The sequence below is a fragment of the Mycolicibacterium vaccae NBRC 14118 = CIP 105934 genome (genome assembly GCF_001552715.1).
GTDB classification, from domain to species: domain Bacteria; phylum Actinomycetota; class Actinomycetes; order Mycobacteriales; family Mycobacteriaceae; genus Mycobacterium; species Mycobacterium vaccae.
Genome location: NZ_BCRS01000108.1, coordinates 1 through 21,331, shown reverse-complemented (window position 1 = coordinate 21,331; position 21,331 = coordinate 1). Strand labels below are relative to the sequence as shown.

General features: G+C 68.0%; 24 protein-coding genes and 1 tRNA gene. 11 read left to right on the top strand and 14 right to left on the bottom strand.

Annotated features, from left to right (window positions below; translation table 11 throughout):
• Positions 1–112 precede the first annotated feature (112 nt).
• The 4 genes from MVA01S_RS19610 (at position 113) to MVA01S_RS19595 (ending at position 3,354) form a co-directional block, all read left to right on the top strand.
• Complete coding sequence (locus MVA01S_RS19610; protein ID WP_003931698.1) at positions 113–1,216, top strand: mandelate racemase/muconate lactonizing enzyme family protein; 1,104 nt, start codon at positions 113–115, stop codon at positions 1,214–1,216.
• 58 nt (positions 1,217–1,274) lie between these two features.
• Entirely contained in the window at positions 1,275–2,141 is an 867-nt protein-coding gene (gene catA / locus MVA01S_RS19605) for a catechol 1,2-dioxygenase (RefSeq protein WP_003931699.1), read from the top strand.
• Positions 2,142–2,148: 7 nt separating this feature from the next.
• Positions 2,149–2,433 carry a muconolactone Delta-isomerase gene (gene catC, locus MVA01S_RS19600; RefSeq protein ID WP_003931700.1) on the top strand — a complete coding sequence of 95 codons (285 nt, stop codon included), beginning with the start codon at positions 2,149–2,151 and terminating at the stop codon, positions 2,431–2,433.
• A 135-nt stretch (positions 2,434–2,568) separates the two neighbouring features.
• Positions 2,569–3,354: a hypothetical protein gene (locus MVA01S_RS19595; RefSeq protein WP_003931701.1), complete on the top strand. Its 786-nt coding sequence runs from the start codon at positions 2,569–2,571 to the stop codon at positions 3,352–3,354.
• Here the strand turns inward: MVA01S_RS19595 and MVA01S_RS19590 are convergent.
• From MVA01S_RS19590 to MVA01S_RS19570, 6 genes are all read right to left on the bottom strand, one after another.
• Positions 3,341–4,033: a hypothetical protein gene (locus tag MVA01S_RS19590; protein WP_003931702.1), complete on the bottom strand. Its 693-nt coding sequence runs from the start codon at positions 4,031–4,033 to the stop codon at positions 3,341–3,343. The genes MVA01S_RS19595 and MVA01S_RS19590 overlap by 14 nt on opposite strands.
• Before the next feature lie 79 nt (positions 4,034–4,112).
• Positions 4,113–4,856, bottom strand: coding sequence for a hypothetical protein (locus tag MVA01S_RS19585; RefSeq protein ID WP_003931703.1), 744 nt, complete (start codon positions 4,854–4,856; stop codon positions 4,113–4,115).
• Positions 4,853–5,419: a hypothetical protein gene (locus tag MVA01S_RS32090; RefSeq protein ID WP_237024265.1), complete on the bottom strand. Its 567-nt coding sequence runs from the start codon at positions 5,417–5,419 to the stop codon at positions 4,853–4,855. The genes MVA01S_RS19585 and MVA01S_RS32090 overlap by 4 nt, the downstream gene beginning before the upstream one ends.
• 8 nt (positions 5,420–5,427) lie before the next feature.
• Positions 5,428–6,222, bottom strand: coding sequence for a hypothetical protein (locus MVA01S_RS32085; protein ID WP_237024264.1), 795 nt, complete (start codon positions 6,220–6,222; stop codon positions 5,428–5,430).
• Positions 6,223–6,225: 3 nt separating this feature from the next.
• On the bottom strand, positions 6,226–6,510 hold the full coding sequence (locus MVA01S_RS19575) for a type VII secretion target (protein WP_040542045.1): 285 nt from the start codon (positions 6,508–6,510) through the stop codon (positions 6,226–6,228).
• Positions 6,511–6,623: 113 nt separating this feature from the next.
• The gene (locus MVA01S_RS19570) at positions 6,624–6,983 is read right to left on the bottom strand and encodes an ArsR/SmtB family transcription factor (protein WP_040542096.1); all 360 of its coding nucleotides are present in this window, start codon (positions 6,981–6,983) and stop codon (positions 6,624–6,626) included.
• A gap of 86 nt (positions 6,984–7,069) precedes the next feature.
• Here MVA01S_RS19570 and MVA01S_RS19565 point away from each other — a divergent pair, with 86 nt between their 5' ends.
• Positions 7,070–8,419 (top strand): NAD(P)-binding domain-containing protein, encoded by a 1,350-nt coding sequence (locus MVA01S_RS19565; protein WP_040542047.1) that lies wholly within the window; start codon positions 7,070–7,072, stop codon positions 8,417–8,419.
• Positions 8,416–9,654: an MFS transporter gene (locus MVA01S_RS19560; RefSeq protein ID WP_003931707.1), complete on the top strand. Its 1,239-nt coding sequence runs from the start codon at positions 8,416–8,418 to the stop codon at positions 9,652–9,654. The genes MVA01S_RS19565 and MVA01S_RS19560 overlap by 4 nt, the downstream gene beginning before the upstream one ends.
• A gap of 42 nt (positions 9,655–9,696) precedes the next feature.
• Here MVA01S_RS19560 and MVA01S_RS19555 read toward each other — a convergent pair.
• The 4 genes from MVA01S_RS19555 to ponA2 form a co-directional block, all read right to left on the bottom strand.
• Positions 9,697–9,770, bottom strand: a tRNA-Pro gene (locus MVA01S_RS19555).
• 243 nt (positions 9,771–10,013) lie between these two features.
• Positions 10,014–11,102, bottom strand: coding sequence for an L-cysteine desulfhydrase Cds1 (gene cds1, locus MVA01S_RS19550; RefSeq protein ID WP_051015324.1), 1,089 nt, complete (start codon positions 11,100–11,102; stop codon positions 10,014–10,016).
• The gene (locus MVA01S_RS19545) at positions 11,099–12,064 is read right to left on the bottom strand and encodes a metallophosphoesterase (RefSeq protein WP_003931710.1); all 966 of its coding nucleotides are present in this window, start codon (positions 12,062–12,064) and stop codon (positions 11,099–11,101) included. The genes cds1 and MVA01S_RS19545 overlap by 4 nt, the downstream gene beginning before the upstream one ends.
• Before the next feature lie 45 nt (positions 12,065–12,109).
• On the bottom strand, positions 12,110–14,563 hold the full coding sequence (gene ponA2, locus MVA01S_RS19540) for a transglycosylase/D,D-transpeptidase PonA2 (protein ID WP_003931711.1): 2,454 nt from the start codon (positions 14,561–14,563) through the stop codon (positions 12,110–12,112).
• A gap of 331 nt (positions 14,564–14,894) precedes the next feature.
• On the opposite strand from ponA2, the gene MVA01S_RS19535 reads away from it, so the two are divergent.
• Positions 14,895–15,251 carry a WhiB family transcriptional regulator gene (locus MVA01S_RS19535; protein WP_040542051.1) on the top strand — a complete coding sequence of 119 codons (357 nt, stop codon included), beginning with the start codon at positions 14,895–14,897 and terminating at the stop codon, positions 15,249–15,251.
• Positions 15,252–15,399: 148 nt separating this feature from the next.
• Here MVA01S_RS19535 and bagB read toward each other — a convergent pair whose 3' ends face one another.
• Entirely contained in the window at positions 15,400–16,521 is a 1,122-nt protein-coding gene (bagB, locus tag MVA01S_RS19530; RefSeq protein WP_003931713.1) for an ATPase BagB, read from the bottom strand.
• A 13-nt stretch (positions 16,522–16,534) separates the two neighbouring features.
• Positions 16,535–17,578 carry an ATPase BagA gene (bagA, locus tag MVA01S_RS19525; RefSeq protein ID WP_003931714.1) on the bottom strand — a complete coding sequence of 348 codons (1,044 nt, stop codon included), beginning with the start codon at positions 17,576–17,578 and terminating at the stop codon, positions 16,535–16,537.
• A gap of 48 nt (positions 17,579–17,626) precedes the next feature.
• On the opposite strand from bagA, the gene sp36 reads away from it, so the two are divergent.
• The 3 genes from sp36 to MVA01S_RS19515 are packed head-to-tail and all read left to right on the top strand — an operon-like array spanning position 17,627 to position 19,043.
• A complete protein-coding gene (gene sp36, locus MVA01S_RS30945) occupies positions 17,627–17,788 on the top strand; it encodes a Sp36 family protein (protein WP_003931715.1) in 162 nt (53 codons plus the stop codon).
• Positions 17,785–18,243 (top strand): RidA family protein, encoded by a 459-nt coding sequence (locus MVA01S_RS19520; protein ID WP_003931716.1) that lies wholly within the window; start codon positions 17,785–17,787, stop codon positions 18,241–18,243. Before sp36 ends, MVA01S_RS19520 begins: the two co-directional genes overlap by 4 nt.
• A gap of 26 nt (positions 18,244–18,269) precedes the next feature.
• Positions 18,270–19,043: an MBL fold metallo-hydrolase gene (locus tag MVA01S_RS19515; RefSeq protein WP_003931717.1), complete on the top strand. Its 774-nt coding sequence runs from the start codon at positions 18,270–18,272 to the stop codon at positions 19,041–19,043.
• A 103-nt stretch (positions 19,044–19,146) separates the two neighbouring features.
• Here MVA01S_RS19515 and crp read toward each other — a convergent pair whose 3' ends face one another.
• Both crp and MVA01S_RS19505 read right to left on the bottom strand, forming a co-directional pair.
• The gene (gene crp, locus MVA01S_RS19510; protein WP_060941672.1) at positions 19,147–19,821 is read right to left on the bottom strand and encodes a cAMP-activated global transcriptional regulator CRP; all 675 of its coding nucleotides are present in this window, start codon (positions 19,819–19,821) and stop codon (positions 19,147–19,149) included.
• A gap of 95 nt (positions 19,822–19,916) precedes the next feature.
• Complete coding sequence (locus MVA01S_RS19505) at positions 19,917–20,249, bottom strand: hypothetical protein (RefSeq protein ID WP_003931719.1); 333 nt, start codon at positions 20,247–20,249, stop codon at positions 19,917–19,919.
• 105 nt (positions 20,250–20,354) lie between these two features.
• Between MVA01S_RS19505 and nth the strand changes: the two genes are divergently transcribed.
• Entirely contained in the window at positions 20,355–21,143 is a 789-nt protein-coding gene (nth, locus tag MVA01S_RS19500) for an endonuclease III (protein WP_040542054.1), read from the top strand.
• Positions 21,144–21,331: the final 188 nt, after the last annotated feature.

Below are 21,331 nucleotides of genomic sequence, written 5' to 3'. Positions count from 1 at the left end.
AGCTGGCACTGGCCTGGCGGGCCGGCGCCGACCAGCCCGTCGTCGACGCCGTCGTCGCGGTGCTGTCGGCGGGACTGACCGACCTCGCTAACCCCGAAGTCCAGGAGTTGCTGTGAAAATCGTTGCCGTCGAGGCGATCCCCTTCGCCATTCCGTACGTCAAACCCCTGCGGTTCGCGTCCGGCGAAGTCCGCACCGCCGAACACGTGCTGGTGCGCGTCCGTACCGACGAAGGGGTGGTCGGGGTTGCCGAAGCCCCGCCGCGGCCGTTCACCTACGGCGAGACCCAGGACGGCATTCTCGCGGTCATCCGGCAGATCTTCGCCCCGCAGATCGTCGGGCTGACCCTGACCGAACGCGAGGTCGTGCATGCGCGGCTGGGCCGCACCGTCGGCAACCCGACCGCGAAAGCCGCAGTGGACATGGCGATCTGGGACGCGCTGGGACGCAGCCTGGACCTACCGGTCAGCGCGATGCTCGGCGGCTACACCGACCACATGCGGGTCAGCCACATGCTCGGCTTCGACACCCCCGACAAGATGGTGGCCGAAGCCGAACGGATCCAGGACGAGTACGGCATTTCCACGTTCAAGGTCAAGGTCGGCCGGCGTCCCGTCACGCTGGACACCGCGGTCGTGCGGGCACTGCGGGAACGCTTCGGCGACACCGTCGACCTCTACGTCGACGGCAACCGCGGGTGGACCGCCGCCGAATCGCTGCGGGCGCTCAAGGAGATGGCCGACCTCGACCTGCTCTTCGCCGAGGAGCTGTGCCCCGCCGACGACGTGCTGGGCCGGCGCTGGCTCGTCGGGCACACCGACATCCCGTTCATCGCCGACGAATCCGTGCCCACCCCGGCCGACGTCACCCGGGAGGTGCTCGCCGGCTCGGCGACCGCGATCAGCATCAAGACCGCGCGCACCGGATTCACCGGCTCCCAGCGCGTGCACCATCTGGCAGAGGGGCTGGGACTGGAGGTCGTGATGGGCAACCAGATCGACGGCCAGCTGGGCACCGCCTGCGCGGTGACGTTCGGCGCGGCGTTCGAGCTGACCGCGCGGCGGGCCGGGGAACTGTCGAACTTCCTCGACATGTCCGACGATCTGCTCGCCACCCCGCTGCGCATCCGCGAGGGCAGGCTGCACGTACCGCCCGGCCCCGGCCTGGGTGTCGAGATCGACCCCGACAAGCTCGCCCGTTACCGCACGGACAACTGAGATTTCCCCGGGCAGCCCCCGGGTCCTGTCAACGCACAATTCGGAGAAAGAGATCGTCATGACCACCATGGAGAGCCCGACCGACGTCGCCTCCGCCGCCGCATCCGGTGCGTCGGCGACCGAACGTTTCCGCGCCGACAAGTCACCGTTCGACGCCGTTAAGGACACCCCGAAGGAGAGGGTGGATCTGCTGGCGCGCGAGGTGCTTTCGGCGGTACACGACACCATCCGTCGGCACCGCGTCAGCTACGACGAGTACAACGCGCTCAAAGCCTGGCTGATCAACGTCGGCGCGGACGGTGAGTGGCCGCTGTTCCTGGACGTGTGGGTCGAACACGTCGTCGAGGACGTGGCGACCGACCACCGGGAAGGCAACAAAGGCACCATCGAGGGGCCCTACTACGTTCCGGATTCACCGGAATGCGGTGCGCGCGGGACCATCCCGATGCGCGACGGCGAGCAGGGCACCCCGTTGGTGTGGGAGGGCGTCATCACCTCCACCGACGGAACCCCGCTGCAGGGCAAGGTCGAGTTGTGGCACGCCGACGCCGACGGCTTCTACTCACAGTTCGCGCCGAACCTGCCCGAGTGGAACCTGCGCGGCACCTTCAGCACCGGACCGGACGGGACGTTCGAGATCACCACGATCCGGCCCGCGCCGTATCAGATCCCGACCGACGGGTCCTGCGGCAAGCTGATCGCCGCGGCAGGCTGGCACGCGTGGCGACCGGCGCACCTGCACGTCAAGGTCTCCGCGCCCGGCCACGAGCTGCTGACCGCCCAGCTGTACTTCCCGGGCGATCCGCACAACGACGACGACATCGCCGGGGCGGTGAAGTCCGAGCTGATCCTGGACCCGCAGTCCCAGGCAGACGGTTCGGAGCGAGTGGCCTACAGCTTCGTGCTCGACCCCGTCAAAGCGTGACGCGCCGATGAAGTTCCACGTGCGCATGGACGTCGCGATCCCGCCGGATCTGGACCCGCAAGTACGGGCAGAGATGGTGCACCGCGAGAAGCTGTACTCGCAGCAATTGCAGCGGGACGGCAAGTGGCCGCACATCTGGCGCATCGTCGGGGAGTACGCGAATTACTCCATCTTCGACGTCGACTCCAACGACGAACTGCATCACATTCTTTCGGGACTGCCGCTGTTTCCGTACATGAAGATCCACGTCACGCCGCTGGCGGTGCACCCGTCGGACGTCAACGCGGGGTAGGGGCTCGCCTTTCTGGTGGGCTCGTGTGTCCCAGTGGCCCCACGTTTCCGCTTTTCTCAGCACAAGTGCGAGAAGACCTCTGAAAAGCGCGGATTCGTGTGACTGATGGTGATGCGCGGGCGGCAGAATGGAGCTATGACGGGCGGTCTTTCGGAGACGGTGTGGTCGGAACTGGTGGGCACGGTTGCGGTGGTCGATCTGGAGACGGCCTGCGAACTCTACGGCCGTGACCTGCTGCCGTACCCGTTGGGCCGCACCCGTCCCGTCGGGTCGGTGTGGCTGACCCGCCGCGACGTGGGACCGGCAGAGGAGCGGCTGAGCGACGGGGATCTGCGTGGAATCCGGCCCTGGGTGGAAGCCCTTGTGCGCGCCGATGTCTGCGTCGAATGCCGGGTTCATCACTTCGACGAGGACGCACCTGACCTCAGACTGCACGCCTTGCGTAGCGACGGGGACGGGTTCGTCGCGATGCAGCGTCGAGATCGCGACGGAGTGGACGTCGTCGACGTCTTCGCGGTACCACCGGAAAGCCTGGGGAGGGTGGTCACCGACGCGGTGGCGCTCGTCGGCGCCGGGACCCATCCGCGGATCGCGGTGGCCGGCATGGGGGATCGGCTGCCGGAGCCGCCGGAAACGCTGGACCGGTACGACGACCTCGGCCTCACGATCACCCCCGCCGCCTCGCAAGAACCCGCGGTGTCCGTCGTCGACGGTCGTAATGTGGTGGCGACCGGGACCGTGCAGTCGCGGTATGACGGGGCGCGGCACTGGGGTACCGATCCTGACCGTCCGCTCCTGCAGTGGGTGCAGGTCCGTGACGACGGCGACTACCTGTACGAAGCCGACGACACCGGCTGCGCCGAACCGCTGGACGCCGAGCTGCTCAGTGCCTGCGTCGACCAGCTGATCATTCGGGGATGAACCTGCGCTCGTCGAGGCGGCGCAGGGCGCGGCCGTCGACCAGCTCGTCACGGTGTTCGGGGTGCTGCCAGTAGAAGCGGACCCACTCGCGGAGCGCGTCACTGTTGTCGGTGATCGCGTCGGCAACGAGCATGGCACTGCGTCCGCCCCGGAGCGCGAGGACGACGACGTCGTTGAACGGCTTTTGCCCCTTTGGTGGGTGATCCAGGATCTCCTCGATTTCATTCCATGTGCCACAACGGAATGAGCCCCATTGTCCGTTCCAGACTTCGAACCGGTCGGGGTGCAAACGCAGATGCCCTCCACTTCGGTACTGGACCATCCGGTAAACCATCGGCAGACCGAGCAGCACCATGCATGCACAGCCGGCCGGCACCAACACCCGCATGACTCCCGACGGCACGTAGTCGACCAGACCGAGCGGCGCGAAGACGAGGTACAGCGCTGAGGCGACGAAGACCGCGGAGACGGAAGTGATCAGCGCCGTGTCGGTGAGTTTTCCGGGTCGAAGCAGAGTGCCAGCGTCCCCGCACTCTGTTCGCGGTCGCGCTTTGCCCAGCGATGTGGAGAGAAAGTACAGCACGAACCCGAACGCCCATACGGTCATCAGGAAGACGATCAGCGCCGTGAGGTAGCTCCCGTTGCGCAGCCACATGACCGCCCATACGCCGGTGAACACACCGAGTCCGACAAGGACAGCAAAGAAAGCTATGACCCGCACGGATCACCCCCACAATGAGATGCGCTGATTGGCAGCATTATTCGACGACAAACCTCTCGTCGTGCAGACGTTGCAGCGCGCGGTTGTCGACAAGCTCGCCCCGGTGTTCGGGGTGCTGCCAGTAGAAGCGGACCCACTCGCGGAGCGCGTCACTGTTGCCGGTGATCGCGTCGGTCACCAGCATTGCGCTGCGGCTCTTGGGCAGTTTCAAGACGATCATCTCGCGGCCGATGCTCCCGCCACGGGCCGGACGGTCCAGGATCTGTTCGATCTCGTCCCATTCTCCGCGCTTGAAGACGTTCCAGAGGCCGTTCCAAATCTCGAATCCGCCGGGGTGGAGGCGCAGGTGGCTGTCGCCGTGCTGGAACATCCGGTAGAGGACCGCAATCCCGAATGTCAGGATGAAGACGCACGCCGTTGGAACTCCCACCCGGAGAGTGCCTCTCGGGACGTAATCAACCAGGCCCAGAGGCGCGAACAGCAGGTACAAACCCGCTGCGAGAACCCCGCTTGTGAACCCGAGGATGCTCACGGGGTCGAGCCACTTCGCCGGCCGGATCACCGTGCCGGTGGCACCGTATTCCGTCCGCGGTCGGGCCGCTCCCGACAGCGCGTACCCCACGTGCACAGTCAAAGAGAAACCAAAAATGCCGGCAGCGAGCATGATGATCGCGGTGAGGTAGCTGCCGCGGGCAAGCCAGGTACCGGACCATCCGACGAAAAAGATCGACGTGATGGCTGCGACTATGATGGCGACGATCAGCCGGGCGGGGGATTTCATCGCGGACAGAACGTGTTGCCGATCCAGTTCCCCAATGCCTGGCCGCCGCCGGATGCGATCACAACTGCTGGAATGACCACCACGGGTCCGCCCCACGAGGTCCCCAGCCCCCCTAGCGTGCCCGCTGCCACCGAGGTGGCGCCTTCGGCTGCCGCAACGCACTTCTCGAAGTCGGTGTCCGCCACTGCGATATCCCACAACGCAGTGGCGATGCCCAGAGCCGGGCCCCCGTACTTCGCACCGATCCGGACCTTGTCCGCGGCCTCGTCGGTGAGCATCGGAATACCGCGTCCGGCTTGGTTTTCCAGGCCACTGATGCCGGCGCCGACGGCGGTCAGAACCGGGTGGTTGTAGAGGTCGAGCGGGACGTCGGCCTGGCGGCCGTCCGGCGTCGTGATGGTGCCGACCCGCTGGCCGTTGGGCCGTTCCAGAAAATGGATGACCGTGCCGTCGGCGAGTTGTGTGGTGGTCGATTTCGAGCCGGCCAAGCCGTGGTGCGCCCAGTCCTCGAAGACGACCGAGGTCGCCTCCGAGATCTTGTTGCCGTCCTTGTCGAATTGCACTTCGGTGGTCAGCGGTCCTCGGTCCGAAAGTGCGGTTCGGCATTGACAGTCCTGACGTGTCTGCTGCCGTCCTGCATGAAGAGCGTCGTGGTGGTAGCCACTTCTTCTCCGGTGTCAGGGTTGAACTGCTTCTCCACCTTGGTATCCCGAATCGTCTGGGCCATGTCCGCGTCCCTGATCGTCGCCTGTTGAAGGAGTCCCATGCTGGTCGACGGATTGGGGACTTCATCACCGGGGTTCTGGGATCCCGGTAGCAGCAGGCTGCCGAGACCGGCCGGGTTCAGCACCTCGAATCCGAACGGCTGTGCGGCGCCGGTCACGGCGGCGGCCGTCTCGTCATCGGCGGCTCCGACCGCCAGCAGCAGCCGGTTGACCGCGGCCTGCTCGGCCTGGGCCCGCCGTTCCAGCGCCGCGGTCTGTTCGGCGGTCAGTTGAGCGCCGGTGATCAGCACCACCCACTGGTCACTGACATGCAGCTCGCCGCCCATGTCGAGATCAAAGGCCTTGTCCAACAGCGGGGTTCGGGCCGCGCCGATGGTGCCGGCGCCAAGGGTCAGGGCTTGACCGACCGCGGCGGTGTAGGCCGAAAACGCACTCGTCTGCTTCGCCGCCCGCTCGAACATCGACGTGGCTGCCGAATGAGCGTCACCCGACCATGCCCGGGTGTCCGGCATGGTGGCGATGTTGGTGCTGACCGCGGCCACCGCCTCGTCGACCGCCCCGCCGGAGTCGGTGACGGCTTGGCCGGCGGAGGTCAGGGAATCGGGGTTCCAGCGTTCCAGCCGGGAGCGTGAGGGCAACACGGATCAGAAGATCCCGACGAAGCGCTCAGCCAGGCCCTGGTCTGTCACCTCATAGGTGTTGCCCGCTCCGCGCACCGCCGTACCCATCTCGGCGACGTTGGCTGCGATCTGGTCGGCGAGCTGTCGGACGTGCGCGCCGACGAGCCCGACCGCCCATTGCGTGGTCGATCCGTCGAGGCCGTCCGCGGCCGAGGCGACTTTGCCGCCGACGTCCGCTTCGTGAATCCGGCCCGACGCGATATCCACCTGCCCGGCGAAGGCACGCAATACGTCAGGGTCAACTTCCACAGCAGTCTCCGTCCCACCGATCGACACGCAGCGTTTGCTAGAAGATTAGTCGCGGCACGGAGGGGGTCCGGTCACCAATTTCGCGGCGCCGAGACGGAGTACTGGTCTGGCCGTCAGCGCGGGCGCGTCGAGACCGCTGTGGCGATGCGGTCCAACGCTTCCGAGTTGACGCGATAGTAGGCCCATTTACCGCGTTGGTCGCGACTCACCAGGCCGCTGTCGACGAGCAACTTCATATGGTGTGACACCGTGGGCTGACTCAGGCCGAGCGGCGCGGTGAGGTCGCAGACGCATGCCTCACCTCCGTCCGCGGCCGCGATGAGGGATATCAGTCTGACCCGCGCCGGATCGGCGAGCGCCTTGAACACCGACGCGAGGCGTTCGGCGGCGGCCGCGTCCAGCACGCCGCTTGTCAAAGGGGAACAGCACGCAGCGACGTCAGCGATGGTCACGGAAGCGGTAGCGGTCGCCATGCGCTCCAGCATGGCACACACATTGACACTCTTCGATGCATCAAGCAGGATCATCCATCGAAGGATTTCGATGAGAGGGGCGAGGCGTGTCGAGACTGCCCGTCGTGGTGATCGGAGCCGGTCCGTTGGGGTTGGCTGCGGCTGCTCAACTGCTGGAGCGAGGCCTCACACCAGTGGTGTTGGAGGCCGGTACGGGCCCAGGGGCGGCGGTGGGGCAGTGGGGGCATGTGCGCATGTTCTCGCCGTGGCCCGAACTGGTGGATCCCGCAGCCGCCCGCCTGTTGGCGGCGACGGGATGGGCCGCTCCTGACGCCGGCTTTCCGGCCGGCCGGGAGTGGATAGACGACTATCTGTCGCCGTTGGCGACGGCTCTCGGCCCGTGTGTGCATTACGGCGCACGAGTCGAGGCCGTGTCCAGGCTCGGGCGGGATCGGCTGGTCAGCCCGGGCCGTGCCGAGACACCGTTCGTTGTCCATGTCAGCAGTGCCGACGGAATCGAGCGCCGGGTGCAGGCCCGGGCGGTCATCGACGCCTCCGGCACCTGGGGTCAGCCCAATCCTGCAGGCGCCGACGGTGTTCCGGCGATCGGGGAACGCGGTGCGGCAGCCGCGGGCGTGCTCACCTATCTCCCGCCGACGCCGGCGCAGACCTCGTCGCTGGCGGGCAAGCACGTGGTGGTGGTCGGCAGCGGACATTCGGCGATGACGGCGGTGATCCAACTCACTGAGATGGTGCGCAGCGATCCGTCGACGACGGTGACGTGGCTGTTGCGCCGAGGGGTGGTGGGGGACACCTTCGGCGGTGGTGCCGCCGACGAACTGCCGCAGCGCGGCGCGCTGGGCGTCCGGTCCAGGGAAGCGGTCGAGGCGGGTCGGGTTTCGTTGGTGACCGGTTTCCGTACCGAGCGCATCGACCTCGTGAACGGACGCGCGGTGGTGACGGCGGAGGACGGTCGAGCCCTGTCGCCGGCCGATCACGTGGTTGCCCTCACGGGCTTCCGGCCGGACCTGTCGTTCTTGTCGGAGATGCGCATCGAGCTGGATCCGATCCTGCAGGCCCCCGTCCGCCTGGCCCCGTCGATCGACCCCAACGCACACTCGTGCGGCAGCGTGTTGCCGCACGGCGCCGCCGAATTGGCCCACCCTGAACCGAATCTGTACATCGTCGGGATGAAGTCCTACGGCCTGGCGCCGACCTTCCTGGCAATGACCGGCTACGAACAGGTCCGCAGCATCGCCGCCGAGCTGGCCGGCGACCATGAAGCAGCTCGACGTGTTGAGCTGACGCTGCCCGACACCGGGGTGTGCAACGGGGCCGGCTTGTTCGACAGTCCCGAGGCGGAGAACGCCGGCGGCGGCTGCTGCGGGCCGACCCCGACCTCTCCACCGTCATCGGTGCAACCGTTGGCGATGCCGGGTACTCCGCTGGGCGGATGACCGGGACTGATCCTCTCGCGGCACCCCGCGCAGCGCACCGGCTGCGCTGGGTGCTGCTCACCCTGTGCGTCACCGAAATCACCAGCTGGGGCGTCCTCTACTACGCGTTCACCGTGCTGTCCGATCAGATCAGCGCAGACACGGGCTGGTCGGCGCCGGCGGTGACCGCGGCGTTCTCGGCGGGGTTGGTGACCTCAGCCCTGGTGGGGATCCCCGTCGGGCGATGGTTGGACCGTGTCGGTCCGCGTTGGATCATGACGGCCGGTTCGGCCCTGGGCGCCGGGTCGGTGCTGGCGGTGGCGTCCGCCCCGAACTACGGCTGGTTCGTGGCGGCCTGGGTTCTCGCCGGGGTAGCGATGAGCGCGGTGTTCTACGCACCCGCGTTCGCGGCGCTGACCCGGTTCTTCGCCGCCGACGCGGTGCGCGCGTTGACGGTGTTGACGCTGGTCGCGGGATTCGCCAGCACGGTGTTCGCGCCGCTGACCGCCGCGCTGTCGGCGCAATTGGACTGGCGACAAACCTATTTGGTGCTGGCTGCGGTCTTGGCCGTGATCACGGTTCCGGCGCACTTCTTCGGGCTGCGGCGCCCGTGGCCGCCGGTGACCACCGAGCACCACGTCGAAGCGCCGACGCGAACGGCGCGCAGCGGGTCGTTCCTGGCGCTGGTGGCCGCATTCGCGCTGTCCGGGTTGGCGTCGTATGCGGTGATAGCGAACCTGGTGCCGTTGATGGGCCAACGCGGCATCAGTACCGGGGCTGCGGCCGTCGCACTCGGCCTTGGCGGTGCCGGACAGGTCCTCGGCCGCCTCGGCTATCAAGCTCTGGTCCGTCGGGTCGGCGTCGTGCCCCGCACCGTCGGCATCATGGCCGGTGTCGCCGTCACCACCGCGCTCCTCGGGATGTTCAGCAGTTACGCCGCGTTGCTGGTCGTGGCGATCGGTGCCGGCGTGATGCGCGGCATCATGACGCTGCTGCAAGCAACCGCCGTCACGGAGCGTTGGGGCCCAACCCATTACGGTCGCCTCAGCGCACTGCTGAACGCACCGATCATGATCGCCACCGCCGTCGGCCCGTTCGTCGGCGCCGCGCTGGCCAGCCTGCTCGGCGGGTACTCCGCGATGTTCGTGGCGTTGGGTGCGGTCGCTGCCGTGGGGGCGTTACTGGCGGCGGTGTCGCGGCCGCGCATCAACCCGCAGCCCAAGGCCGTGCTCTGCCCGACAGCAAGAAGGCCCTGAACCGGATAACCGGTCAGGGCCTCTCACCTGCGATCACACGAGTCGGGGTGGCGGGATTCGAACCCACGACCTCTTCGTCCCGAACGAAGCACGCTACCAAGCTGCGCCACACCCCGAGTGAAGCCACGACAGCGTATCGCACCGGGCGCCGCCGACGCCAAACGCCTGCGAGTGACGCGACACACCCCTGGGATGGATCCGAGCTGTCGGTGGCGTTATGCACACTGACACACACCACCGAACGGAACGGGGCGAATCATGACCGGGTTGGGCGCATCGATCTACCTGGGCTTCTTCCTGCTGGCGGCGCTGTGGCTGTTCCTCACCTCCGACGGCCCGCTCACGCGGCGGTCCGACGATCAGCGCCAGCGGCCGGACCGCTCGAATTCGGCCAGCACACCGGCCGATTCCGCCGGTTCGATGCCGTGGCTGGTCAGCCACTCGGCGCAGAAGTAGGTGTCGGCGTAGCGGTCGCCGCTGTCGGCGAGCAGGGTGACCACCGACCCGTGGCGGCCGTCGGCCACCATCTCCGCCAGCAGCGCGAACGCACCCCAGATATTCGTCCCCGTGGACGGTCCCACCCGCCGTCCGAGCACCCGGCTGACGTGGTGTGCGGCCGCCACCGACGCGCTGTCGGGCACCGACATCATCCGATCCACCACCCCGGGCAGGAACGACGGCTCCACACGCGGACGCCCGATCCCCTCGATGCGTGATGACGCGCCGGTCACCACGTCCTCCCCGCTCACGTAGGACGGGTAGAACGCCGAGTTCTCCGGATCCACCACACACAGCCGGGTGGAGTGACGCCGGTACCGGATGTAGCGGCCGATCGTCGCGCTGGTGCCGCCTGTGCCTGCGCCGACGACGATCCAGTCCGGCACCGGATGGGTCTCCTGACCCATCTGCTCGAAGATCGACTCGGCGATGTTGTTGTTGCCCCGCCAGTCGGTGGCACGCTCGGCGTTGGTGAACTGGTCCAGGTAGTGCCCGCCGGTCTCCTCGGCCAGCCGATGCGCCTCGTCGTACACCTGCGCTGCCTCGTCGACGAAATGGCAACGGCCGCCCTGGGATTCGATCAATGCGATCTTCGATGCACTTGTCGAGGCCGTCATCACCGCGATGAACGGCAACCCCAGCATCGCTGCGAAGTAGGCCTCCGACACCGCCGTCGAACCCGACGAGGCCTCGATGACCGTCGTGTCCTCGCCGATCCACCCATTGCACAGCGAGTAGAGAAACAGCGACCGCGCGAGCCGGTGCTTGAGACTCCCGGTGATGTGGGTGGTCTCGTCCTTCAGATACAACGAGACGCCGGCCGACCAGCTCGGGGGCAACGGGTAGCGCAGCAGATGTGTGTCAGCGCTGCGGTGCGCGTCGGCCTCGATCAACCGGACCGCGTTGTCCACCCATGCCCGCGACTGACGACACGGGCCTGACGGGCTCACCGCGCCGATACGGTCGGGCTCGACTGTCCGGCCCTCGCTCCCGCGTCGGAACCGCCGGTCGGCGCCGCCACCAACGTCAGCAACGTCGCCTCCGGCCGGCAGCAGAACCGCAGCGGAGCGAACGGCGAGGTGCCGATGCCCGCCGACACGTGCAGCTGGGTGCGCGCACCCCACCGCGACGGACCTTTGGCCCGGGACCGGTCGAGGTCGCAGTTGGTGACGATCGCCCCGTAGAACGGCAGGCACAGCTGGCCGCCGTGGGTGTGTCCGGCCATCACCAGCTGGTAGCCGTCGGCGGCGAACCGGTCCAGCACCCGCGGCTCCGGGGAGTGGGTCAGGCCCAGCGTCAGGTTGGCCGCCGGGCTCGCCGGCCCGGCGATGGTCTCGTAGCGGTCGCGGGTCAGGTGCGGGTCGTCGACGCCGGCAGCGGCGATGTGCAGGCCGTTCACCTCGAACTCGCGGCGCGTGTGCGTCATGTCCAGCCAGCCGCGCTCGGTGAACGCCGCGCGCAGGTCCTGCCAGGGCAGCGGCTCGCCGTGGATGCGGTGGGTCGGCTTGGTCAGATAGTTGGCCGGGTTCTTCACCTTCGGCGCGAAATAGTCGTTGCTGCCGAACACGAAGACACCGGGCACCGACAACAGGTCACCAAGGGCCTGCACGACAGCCGGCACCGCCTTCGGGTGCGCCAGGTTGTCGCCGGTGTTGACGACCAGATCCGGCTCCCAGCCCGCCAACTCGCGCAGCCAGTCCTGCTTGCGCCGCTGCGTCGGACGCATGTGGATGTCGCTGATGTGCAACACCTTCAATGGCGACGAACCGGGCGACAGCACCGGCATCGTCGCTTCGCGGACAACGAACGCGTTGCGCTCGATCAGCGACGCATACCCGATGCCGGCGACGAGGGTGCCGACCGACGCGGCGGCCGTGGTCTTGAGGATCGTTCCCGGTGAAGCGACAGGCATTCGCCCAGCCTATCGCTATTCGCTGTGCGCCACAGGCACCCGAGGTCAGCCCGGAGGTGGCGGCGGAGGCGGCGGAGGCGGACCGAGAACCGGCACCGTGATCGGCGGCAGACCCGGGATCTGGATCACCTGCTGTCCGACCGGTGGCGGCGGCAGGCCGGGGATCGGTGCGGCGGGCGGGGGCGGCGGAGGCGCGATGCCGTTGGACACCTGGATCGTGATGATCGAGCCCGGGATGGTCTGCCCGCTCGGCGAGGTGCCCACGACAGTGCCCCGAGACGACGTGCTGTTCACCGACGACGCCTGCTCGGCGACCTGGAAACCGGCCTCCCGCAGGCGCTGCCGCGCGATGTCCTCCCTGAGCCCGGCGACGCTCGGCACCTTGGAACCGGGGCCGCCCTCGACATAGCGCGGATCCGTCGGGGGCAGCGTGACGTCGCCGAACGCGGTGGCGATCGGCGTCATCGCGGTGAACCACGTGCGGGCCGGCTCGTTGCCGCCGAACAGGTTCCCGGAGCCGCACTGCCGCAGCGGGAACGAGCACAGCTCGGTGGGGGCCGTCGAGTCGTCGTAGATGTAGCTGGCGGCGGCGTACTGGTTGGTGAAGCCCAGGAACGCCGAGGAGCGGTTGGCCTCGGTGGTGCCGGTCTTACCGGACATCGGCAACGTCCAGCCCGACGCGCCGGCCGCACCGGCGGCGGTGCCCGCGCCGGTGTCGTCCTTGCTCATCGCCACGGCCAGCGTGTTGGCCAGGCCCTCCGGGACCGCCTGCTCGCACGTCTCGGTCGTCACCGAGACCGGCTCGCCGTGGCGGTCGTAGATCTCGGCGATCGGATTGGGCGGGCACCAGGTGCCGCCGGAGGCAAGGGTCGCCGCCACGTTGGACAGCTCGAGCGCGTTCACCTCGATCGGGCCCAGCGTGAACGACCCGATGTTCTGACGTTTGACGAAGTCGGCCAGGCTCTCGTTGCTCTCCGGGTCGTAATCGCGTGCGGTGCCCGGCAGCGCGTAGGACCGCAACCCGAGCCGCACCGCCATGTCGACGGTGCGCTGCACGCCGACCTGGGCGATCAGCTTCGCGAACGCGGTGTTCGGGGAGGTGGCCAACGCGTCGGTGACACTCATCTGCCCGCGGTAGTTGCCCGCGTTCTGCACGCACCAGGTTGCGGGCGGGCACCCGCGGGCGCCGCCGCTGCCCAGACCCTTGGCCTCGAAGCGGCTCGGTGCGTCGAGCTGGGTGTTGATGCCCATGCCCATCTCCATGGCCGCGGCGGTGGTGAAGATCTTGAACACCGAACCTGCGCCGTTACCGACCAGCGAGAAGGGCTGCGGCTGCATCGTCTCGCCGGCGTCGAGGTTCAGGCCGTAGGTGCGGTTGCTCGCCATCGCCAGCACCGGATGGGATTCCTTGCCCGGCCGGATCACGCTCATCACGCTCGCGACGCCCGGCAGATCCGGGCTCGCGTACTCGTTGATCGCGTTCTTGACCGTGGCCTGCACGTCCGGATCCAGCGTGGTCTTGATCATGTAGCCGCCCTTGGCGACCTGGTCCTTGCTGATCCCGGCGCGCGCCAGGTACTCGAGCGCGTAGTCACAGAAGAACGCACGGTCGCCCGCGGCGATGCAGCCGCGCGGCAGTTCCTTGGGCTGGGGCAGCACGCCGAGCGGCTGCTGCCGGGCCACCCGCAGCTCGTCGGCGTACTCGGGCAGGTTGTCGATCATGGTGTCCAGCACCACGTTGCGACGGGCCAGCGCGCCCTCGGGGTTGGTGTACGGATTCAGCGCGCTGGTCGACTGCACCATGCCCGCGAGCAGTGCGGCCTGCTGCCAGTTCAATTCCGTGGCGTTGATGCCGAAGTAGGTCTGTGCCGCGTCCTGCACGCCGAACGCATTGTTGCCGAACGACACCAGGTTCAGATAGCGCGTCAGGATCTCGGGCTTCGTGAACGTCTTGTCCAGCGTCAGCGCCATCCGGATCTCGCGCAGCTTGCGGGCCGGGGTGGTCTCGATCGCGGCGCGCTTCTCGGCGTCGGTCTGCGCGACCACCAGCAGCTGGTAGTTCTTCACATACTGCTGTTCGATCGTCGAACCGCCGCGGGTGTCCAGGTTCCCCGACAGGTATCCGGACAGGCCGGTCAGAGTGCCCTGCCAGTCGACACCGTTGTGGTCGGCAAACCTCTTGTCCTCGATCGAGACGATCGCCAATTTCATCGTGTTGGCGATCTGATCGCTGGGTACCTGGAAGCGTCGCTGGTTGTACAACCACGCGATGACGTTGCCCTTGCTGTCGGTCATCGTCGAGACCTGTGGGACCTCGCCCTCGACCAGCTGGGCCGAACCGTTGGCGACGACGTCGGAAGCGCGGTTGGAGATCAACCCGAACCCACCCACGACCGGGAACATCAATCCGGCGGCCAGCACGCTGGCGAGTAGCACGCACCAGGCGAGCTTGATGACCGTCACCGCACGCGGCGGCCGGCCCGAGGGGTGCTCCGGCATGGGTACAGAGTAGCGACGATATTCGGCGCTCCCGCCGCGAGCGGTCTGCCGACGTACCTGTCAGGCCATGTCAAACGCCGCTCATCAGCGCTTGGGCGAGGAAGGCCCCTGAGCTGGTCGCGCACAGTACCCCCATGACGGCACGGTCGTCCCAAAAAAGTGGTCACGGACGTATTGCGCAAACCGGCCCTGACCACCTAAGTTGAGCTGACAGTGCGATGCAGGTCACACCTGCTACTCGCAGTGTGGCGTAGATCGCACAAGCTATCGACGCGTGGGTTAATAATCGTCTGCGTTGTCGGGGCGCGGCCAGAACGATAGGGGATCGCCGGTGTCAACAGTCAAGCCTGCGGCTCGTAAGACCTCCGTGGACCCATCCGGTCAGTCCATTCTTCATGGGGCCGAAGCCGAAGCGCGTATTGCTTGGGTTTCACTGGCCAGGTGTCGTCAGACGGACCCGGATGAGCTCTTCGTCCGCGGCGCAGCGCAGCGCAAGGCGGCGGTCATCTGCCGCCACTGCCCCGTCATCGCCGAGTGTGGCGCGGACGCCCTGGACAACCGCGTCGAGTTCGGCGTCTGGGGAGGCATGACCGAGCGTCAGCGCCGCGCGCTGCTCAAGCAGCATCCCGAGGTGGTCTCCTGGGCCGACTTCTTTGCTGCTCAGCGCAAGCACCGCACTGCCGGCTGAGGCGACGCTCAGCTAAGCCGCGATTGCCTGATTCGCGGGTTGGCGACATCGTCGCAAACGACCTGAAATCGCGGTAACCGCGCCCTACGGGGCGCGGTTACTTCGTCGGCGAACAACGCGCGGCTACGCCGCACGGTCCGATTCGCAGCTACGCCGCGTTGGTGATCTGGTCGGCGATCGCCCGCAGCGCATCCAGATCGGACACGTCGAACGGCAGGGACGGCACCCCCACGATCGCCACCGTCGGGTTCGCGCCGGTGAAGCGCGACAGCAGTCGCACCTCCCGCTTGGCGGTCGATGCCCGATCGGCATGAATGCGCAGCGCCGCCACCGCCACCGAGTCCGGTTCGGTCTCGGCCAGGTCGTCGGCCGCCTCGGCCGCCTTGTCGGCGTGCAGTTCACACAGCGTCGGATGCGTCCGGTTGAGGATCAGACCCGCCAGCGGCATGTGCTCGGAGGACAGCCGGTCGACGAAGAACGACGCCTCCCGCAGCGCGTCGGGCTCGGCCGCCGACACCACCACGAACTGGGTCCCGCGCCGCTTGAGCAACTCGTAGGTGCGGTCGGCCTTCTCCCGGAAGCCGCCGAACGTGGCATCCAGAGACTGCACGAAAGACGCTGCGTCAGAGAGCATCTGGGACCCAAGGATCGTCGACATGCCCTTCATGGCCAGGCCGACCGCGCCGGTGACCAGCCGGCCGATACCGCGGCCCGGCGCCAGCAGCATCCGCCACAGCCTGCTGTCCATGAAACTGCCCAGCCGCTTGGGCGCGTCGAGGAAGTCCAGCGCATTGCGCGACGGGGGAGTGTCGACGACGATCAGATCCCACTTGTCCTCTGCCAGAAGCTGACCAAGCTTCTCCATGGCCATGTACTCCTGCGTGCCGGCAAGCGAGGTGGCCACGGTTTGGTAGAACTGGTTGTCCAAGATGGCGTCCGCGGTGCCGGGACCGGAGTACTGCACCACCATCTCGTCGAATGTGCGGCGCATGTCGAGCATCATCGCGTGCAGCTCGCCGGTGACCTCCGGCGCCAGCGGCACCCGCTGCGGGTTGTTGCCGAGATCGCGGATGCCCAGCGCCTGGGCCAATCGTTTGGCCGGGTCGATGGTGAGAACCACGACGGTGCGCCCGTATTCGGCGGCACGCAACGCCATCGCGGCGGCGGTCGTGGTCTTGCCGACGCCGCCCGCGCCGCAGCAGACCACCACCCGGTTGGAGGTGTCGCGCAGCACCGACGCCATGTCGAGGACCGGTGGGGTGTGGCTCATCGTGTCTCTCCGCTCACCGCACGCCCTGATGGGCGAGCTCTTCTGCCAGTTCGTAGAGGCTGCCCAGATCGACGCCGTCGGGCAGCGTCGGCAGATCCAGGCGGGCCACGTCGAGCTCGACGAGCTGCTCGGCGCTCTCGTTGCGTGCCGCGATGCGGGTGGCGTGCTGGATGGTCTCGGTGAGCAGTCCCGCGAAATCGTCGTCGGACAGCGTGATGCCCGCCGCGGTCAGGCCGGCCCGAACCGCGTCGGCGTCGATCACCCCTTCCGCGGCCTTGGCCAGGTCTTCCGGCGACAGGTAGGCGGGGATGTTGCGGTTGACGATGACGGCGCCGATCGGCAACCCCAGCTCGCGCAGCTCGTCGATGGCCTCCAGGGTCTCCTGGATGGGCAGCGCCTCCAGCAGCGTGACCAGGTGCACCGCCGTCAGGTCCGAGTGCAACAGCTTGACCACGCCTTCGGCCTGGGAGTGCACGGGCCCGCCCTTGGCGAGGTCCGAGACCGCCTTGGTGACGTCCAGGAACCGCGCGATGCGGCCGGTGGGCGGCGAGTCCACCACGACCGCGTCGTAGACGGTGGCGTTGCCGCGCTGCTGGCTCTTGTCGTTGCGGGTGACGATCTCCTTGATCTTGCCGGTCAGCAGCACGTCGCGCAGGCCCGGTGCGATCGTCGTCGCGAACTCCACGGCGCCGATCCGGCGCATCGCGCGCCCGGCCAGGCCGAGGTTGTAGAACATGTCCAGGTACTCGAGGAACGCGGCCTCGGTGTCGATCGCCAGCGCGTTGACCTGTCCGCCTCTCTCGGCGGTCGCGATCTTGACCTCTTCGTACGGCAGCGGCGGGACGTCGAACAGCTGCGCAATGCCTTGGCGGCCTTCGACTTCGACGAGCAACACCTTGCGCCCACCGGCGGCCAGGGCCAGTGCGAGCGCCGCGGCGATCGTCGACTTGCCCGTGCCGCCTTTTCCGGTGACGAAGTGCAGCCGCGCCTCGGTCAGGCGCGAGGGCCAGCCGAGGTGCCTGCTAGCGCCGGGTGTCGCCGAAGATGTGGTAGCCACGCAAGCATGCTAGCCAAGGCCGGTCCGATCCCGGTTAAGCTCGGCCGCATGAGCGAACCGATCCGGTGGGAGTACGCAACCGTTCCGCTGCTGACGCATGCCACGAAACAGATCCTGGACCAGTGGGGTGAGGACGGCTGGGAGCTGGTGTCGGTCCTGCCCGGACCCACGGGTGAGCAGCACGTCGCCTACCTGAAGCGGGCCAAGTGAGCGCCTGGTCGGCCCGCCTGGACGAGCTGGGCATCGCATTGCCCGAGGTCGTCGCACCGCTGGCGGCGTACGTGCCCGCGGTGCGCACCGGCAACCTCGTCTACACCTCCGGGCAGCTGCCCATCGCCAACGGTGAGCTGGCCGCGACCGGCAAGGTCGGGGCCGAGGTGTCCGCCGAGGACGCCGCGCACCTGGCCCGTCGCTGCGCGCTGAACGCGCTGGCCGCCGTCGACTCGCTGGTCGGGATCGACTCGGTGGTCAAGGTCGTCAAGGTGGTCGGTTTCGTCGCGTCGGCGCCCGGCTTCACCGGCCAGCCCGGGGTGATAAACGGGGCGTCCGAACTGTTCGGCGAGGTCTTCGGCGAGGCCGGTGCGCACGCCCGCTCGGCGGTCGGGGTGGCCGAGCTGCCGCGGAACGCGCCGGTGGAAGTGGAAGTGATTTTCGAGGTCGCGTGAGCGACGATCGGACGGAGGTCGCGTAGGTGGAGCACCCCGCGTACGGCCTGCTGCGACCGGTGACCGACACCGCGTCGGTGCTGCTGTGCGAGAACCCGGGGTTGATGACACTCGACGGCACCAACACGTGGGTGCTGCGCGGGCCCGGCAGTGACGAGATGGTGGTCGTCGACCCCGGTCCGGACGACAAGGACGAGCACATCGAGCGGCTCGCCGCGCTGGGCAAGATCGCGCTGGTGCTCATCAGCCACCGGCACGCCGACCACACCGCAGGCATCGACCGCCTGGTGGACCTGACGGGCGCGGTCGTGCGGTCGGTCGGCAGCGGGTTCCAGCGCGGTCTCGGCGGCTCGCTGACCGACGGTGAGGTGATCGACGCGGCCGGCTTGAAGATCACGGTGATGGCCACCCCCGGCCACACCGCCGACTCGATGTCCTTCCTCGTCGACGGCGCGGTCCTGACCGCGGACACCATCCTCGGGCGCGGCACCACCGTCATCGACACCGAGGACGGCGACCTCGGCGACTATCTGGAATCACTGCGGCGGCTGCACGGACTCGGGCCCCGCCGGGTACTGCCGGGACACGGCCCCGAACTCGACGACGTGGTCGCGGTCAGCCGGATGTATCTGAGCCACCGCGAGGCGCGGCTCGACCAGGTGCGCGGCGCGTTGCGCGAACTGGGGGAGGAGGCCACCGCACGGCAGGTCGTCGAGCACGTCTACACCGACGTCGACGAAAAGCTGTGGGAGGCGGCCGAATCCTCGGTGCAGGCGCAGCTGGACTACCTGCGCCGCTGACCACGGCCGAAATCGCATTCCGTGCGGTCCCCGGGCGGGAAATCGCGCGTGGAATGCAATTTCGGCGCAGTGGTTACCGGGCTCGGTACCGGATTCCCGCTCGTTACCGCGCTCGGCGCGCCAGCCGCTCGGAGTCGCTGATCAGCACGCTCTTGCCTTCGAGCCGGATCCAGCCGCGGTGGGCGAAGTCGGCCAGCGCCTTGTTGACGGTCTCGCGGGACGCGCCGACGAGCTGAGCGATCTCCTCCTGGGTCAGGTCGTGCGTCACGCGCAGCGCGCCGCCCTCCTGGGTGCCGAACCGCTGCGCGAGCTGCAGCAGCTGCTTGGCCACGCGGCCGGGCACGTCGGTGAAGATCAGGTCGGCGAGGTTGTTGTTGGTGCGGCGCAGACCGCGGGCCAGCACACGCAGCAGCTGCTCGGCGATCTCGGGGCGGTCGGCGATCCAGGCCCGCAGCGCCTCGCGGTCCATCGACACCGCGCGCACCTCGGTGATGGTGGTGGCGCTGGACGTCCGTGGACCCGGGTCGAAGATCGACAGCTCGCCGAACATGTCCGACGGGCCCATGATCGTCAGGAGGTTCTCACGGCCGTCCGGTGAACGGCGGCCGATCTTGACCTTCCCGGAGATGATGATGTACAGACGGTCGCCGGGCTCACCCTCGGCGAACACGGTGTGTCCGCGCGGAAAGTCGACGGGCTGCAACTGCTTGGTCAGCGCGGAAACGGCGCTGGGTTCCACACCCTGGAAGATTCCGGCCCTGGCCAGGATCTCGTCCACGTTGCCCCTTATTGCTTGATGATCAAAATTCGCGAGTCGACCTCGAAAGATCGTGAGATCAGTCTAGAGGTAGGTCCCTGTGTGACCAGCCCACGCTACACACGATCGGCATGTCGGGTCTGCCGAAATTCAGTATTGGCGAGCACGCGAAAGTACTCACCGGTCGGCGGACCCGGGGCCGAAACGGGCTCGAGAAACCCGTCGGTGGGGGTGTCGCGCGGCGTCACCCGCCGCAGGACCGCCCGCGGCGTCCGACCGCTCGCGGCCCGCGCCCGGGTCTCGGCCTCGACAGCCTCGGCATGTTGCAGCAACTCGTCGACGTCGGCGGAGGGGAACGCCTCGCGGCGCAAACCCGCCTCCACGCGCTCCAGACCGAGCGTCGCCAGCATCAGCAACCCCGGGATCAGCGCAACGAGCAACCACGACACAACGCAGAAGTAAACACGGCGAAGATCTCGGCAGGATCACGAAAAGTCCACGTTACGGACCTATCCGCCGCCGGATGCGTCGGTGTCCGTCAGTACGCTGGCCTGGTGAGCGTGAAACCGGCCGACGGGGCGCCGAAGGCGAAGACCGGCCGAAAATCGGACCGCAAATGGGACAAAGAAACCCACCTCGGGCTGGTCCGCCGCGCCCGCCGGATGAACCGCACCCTGGCCAAGGCGTTTCCGCATGTGTACTGCGAACTGGATTTCACCGACCCGCTCGAGCTGACGGTCGCGACCATCCTCTCCGCGCAGAGCACCGACAAGCGGGTCAACCTCACCACCCCGGCGCTGTTCAAGAAGTACCGCACCGCCCTGGACTACGCGCAGGCCGACCGCACCGAACTGGAAGAGCTGATCCGGCCCACCGGCTTCTACCGCAACAAGGCCAGTTCGCTGATCGGGCTGGGCCAGGCCCTGGTCGAACGGTTCGACGGGGAGGTCCCCAAGACCCTCGACGAGCTGGTCACGCTGCCCGGGGTGGGGCGCAAGACAGCCAACGTGATCCTCGGCAACGCGTTCGACGTCCCCGGCATCACCGTCGACACCCATTTCGGCCGGTTGGTGCGGCGGTGGCGCTGGACGGCCGAGGAAGACCCGGTGAAGGTCGAGCACGCCGTCGGTGAGCTCATCGAGCGCAGCGAGTGGACGCTGCTCAGCCACCGGGTGATCTTCCACGGTCGGCGCGTCTGCCATGCCCGCAAGCCGGCCTGCGGGGTCTGCGTGCTCGCCAAGGACTGTCCGTCCTACGGCATCGGCCCCACCGATCCGATGATCGCGGCGCCGCTGGTCAAAGGACCCGAGACCGAACACCTGCTGGCGCTGGCCGGGCTGTAGGTGCCCGGCGTGTCCGTCAGTGCGTCGGCCCGGTGGAGCATCGTGGCGCTGGTCATCGTGCTCGCGCTCGGCGTCGCGCTGTGGACCGAACTCGGCGCCGAGAACACCGAACCGGCGTCGCAGCGCGACGTGCCGTCCGCGCGGGACCGGCGCGACGCCGACACCCCCGAGGCGTTGGCCGGTCTGCG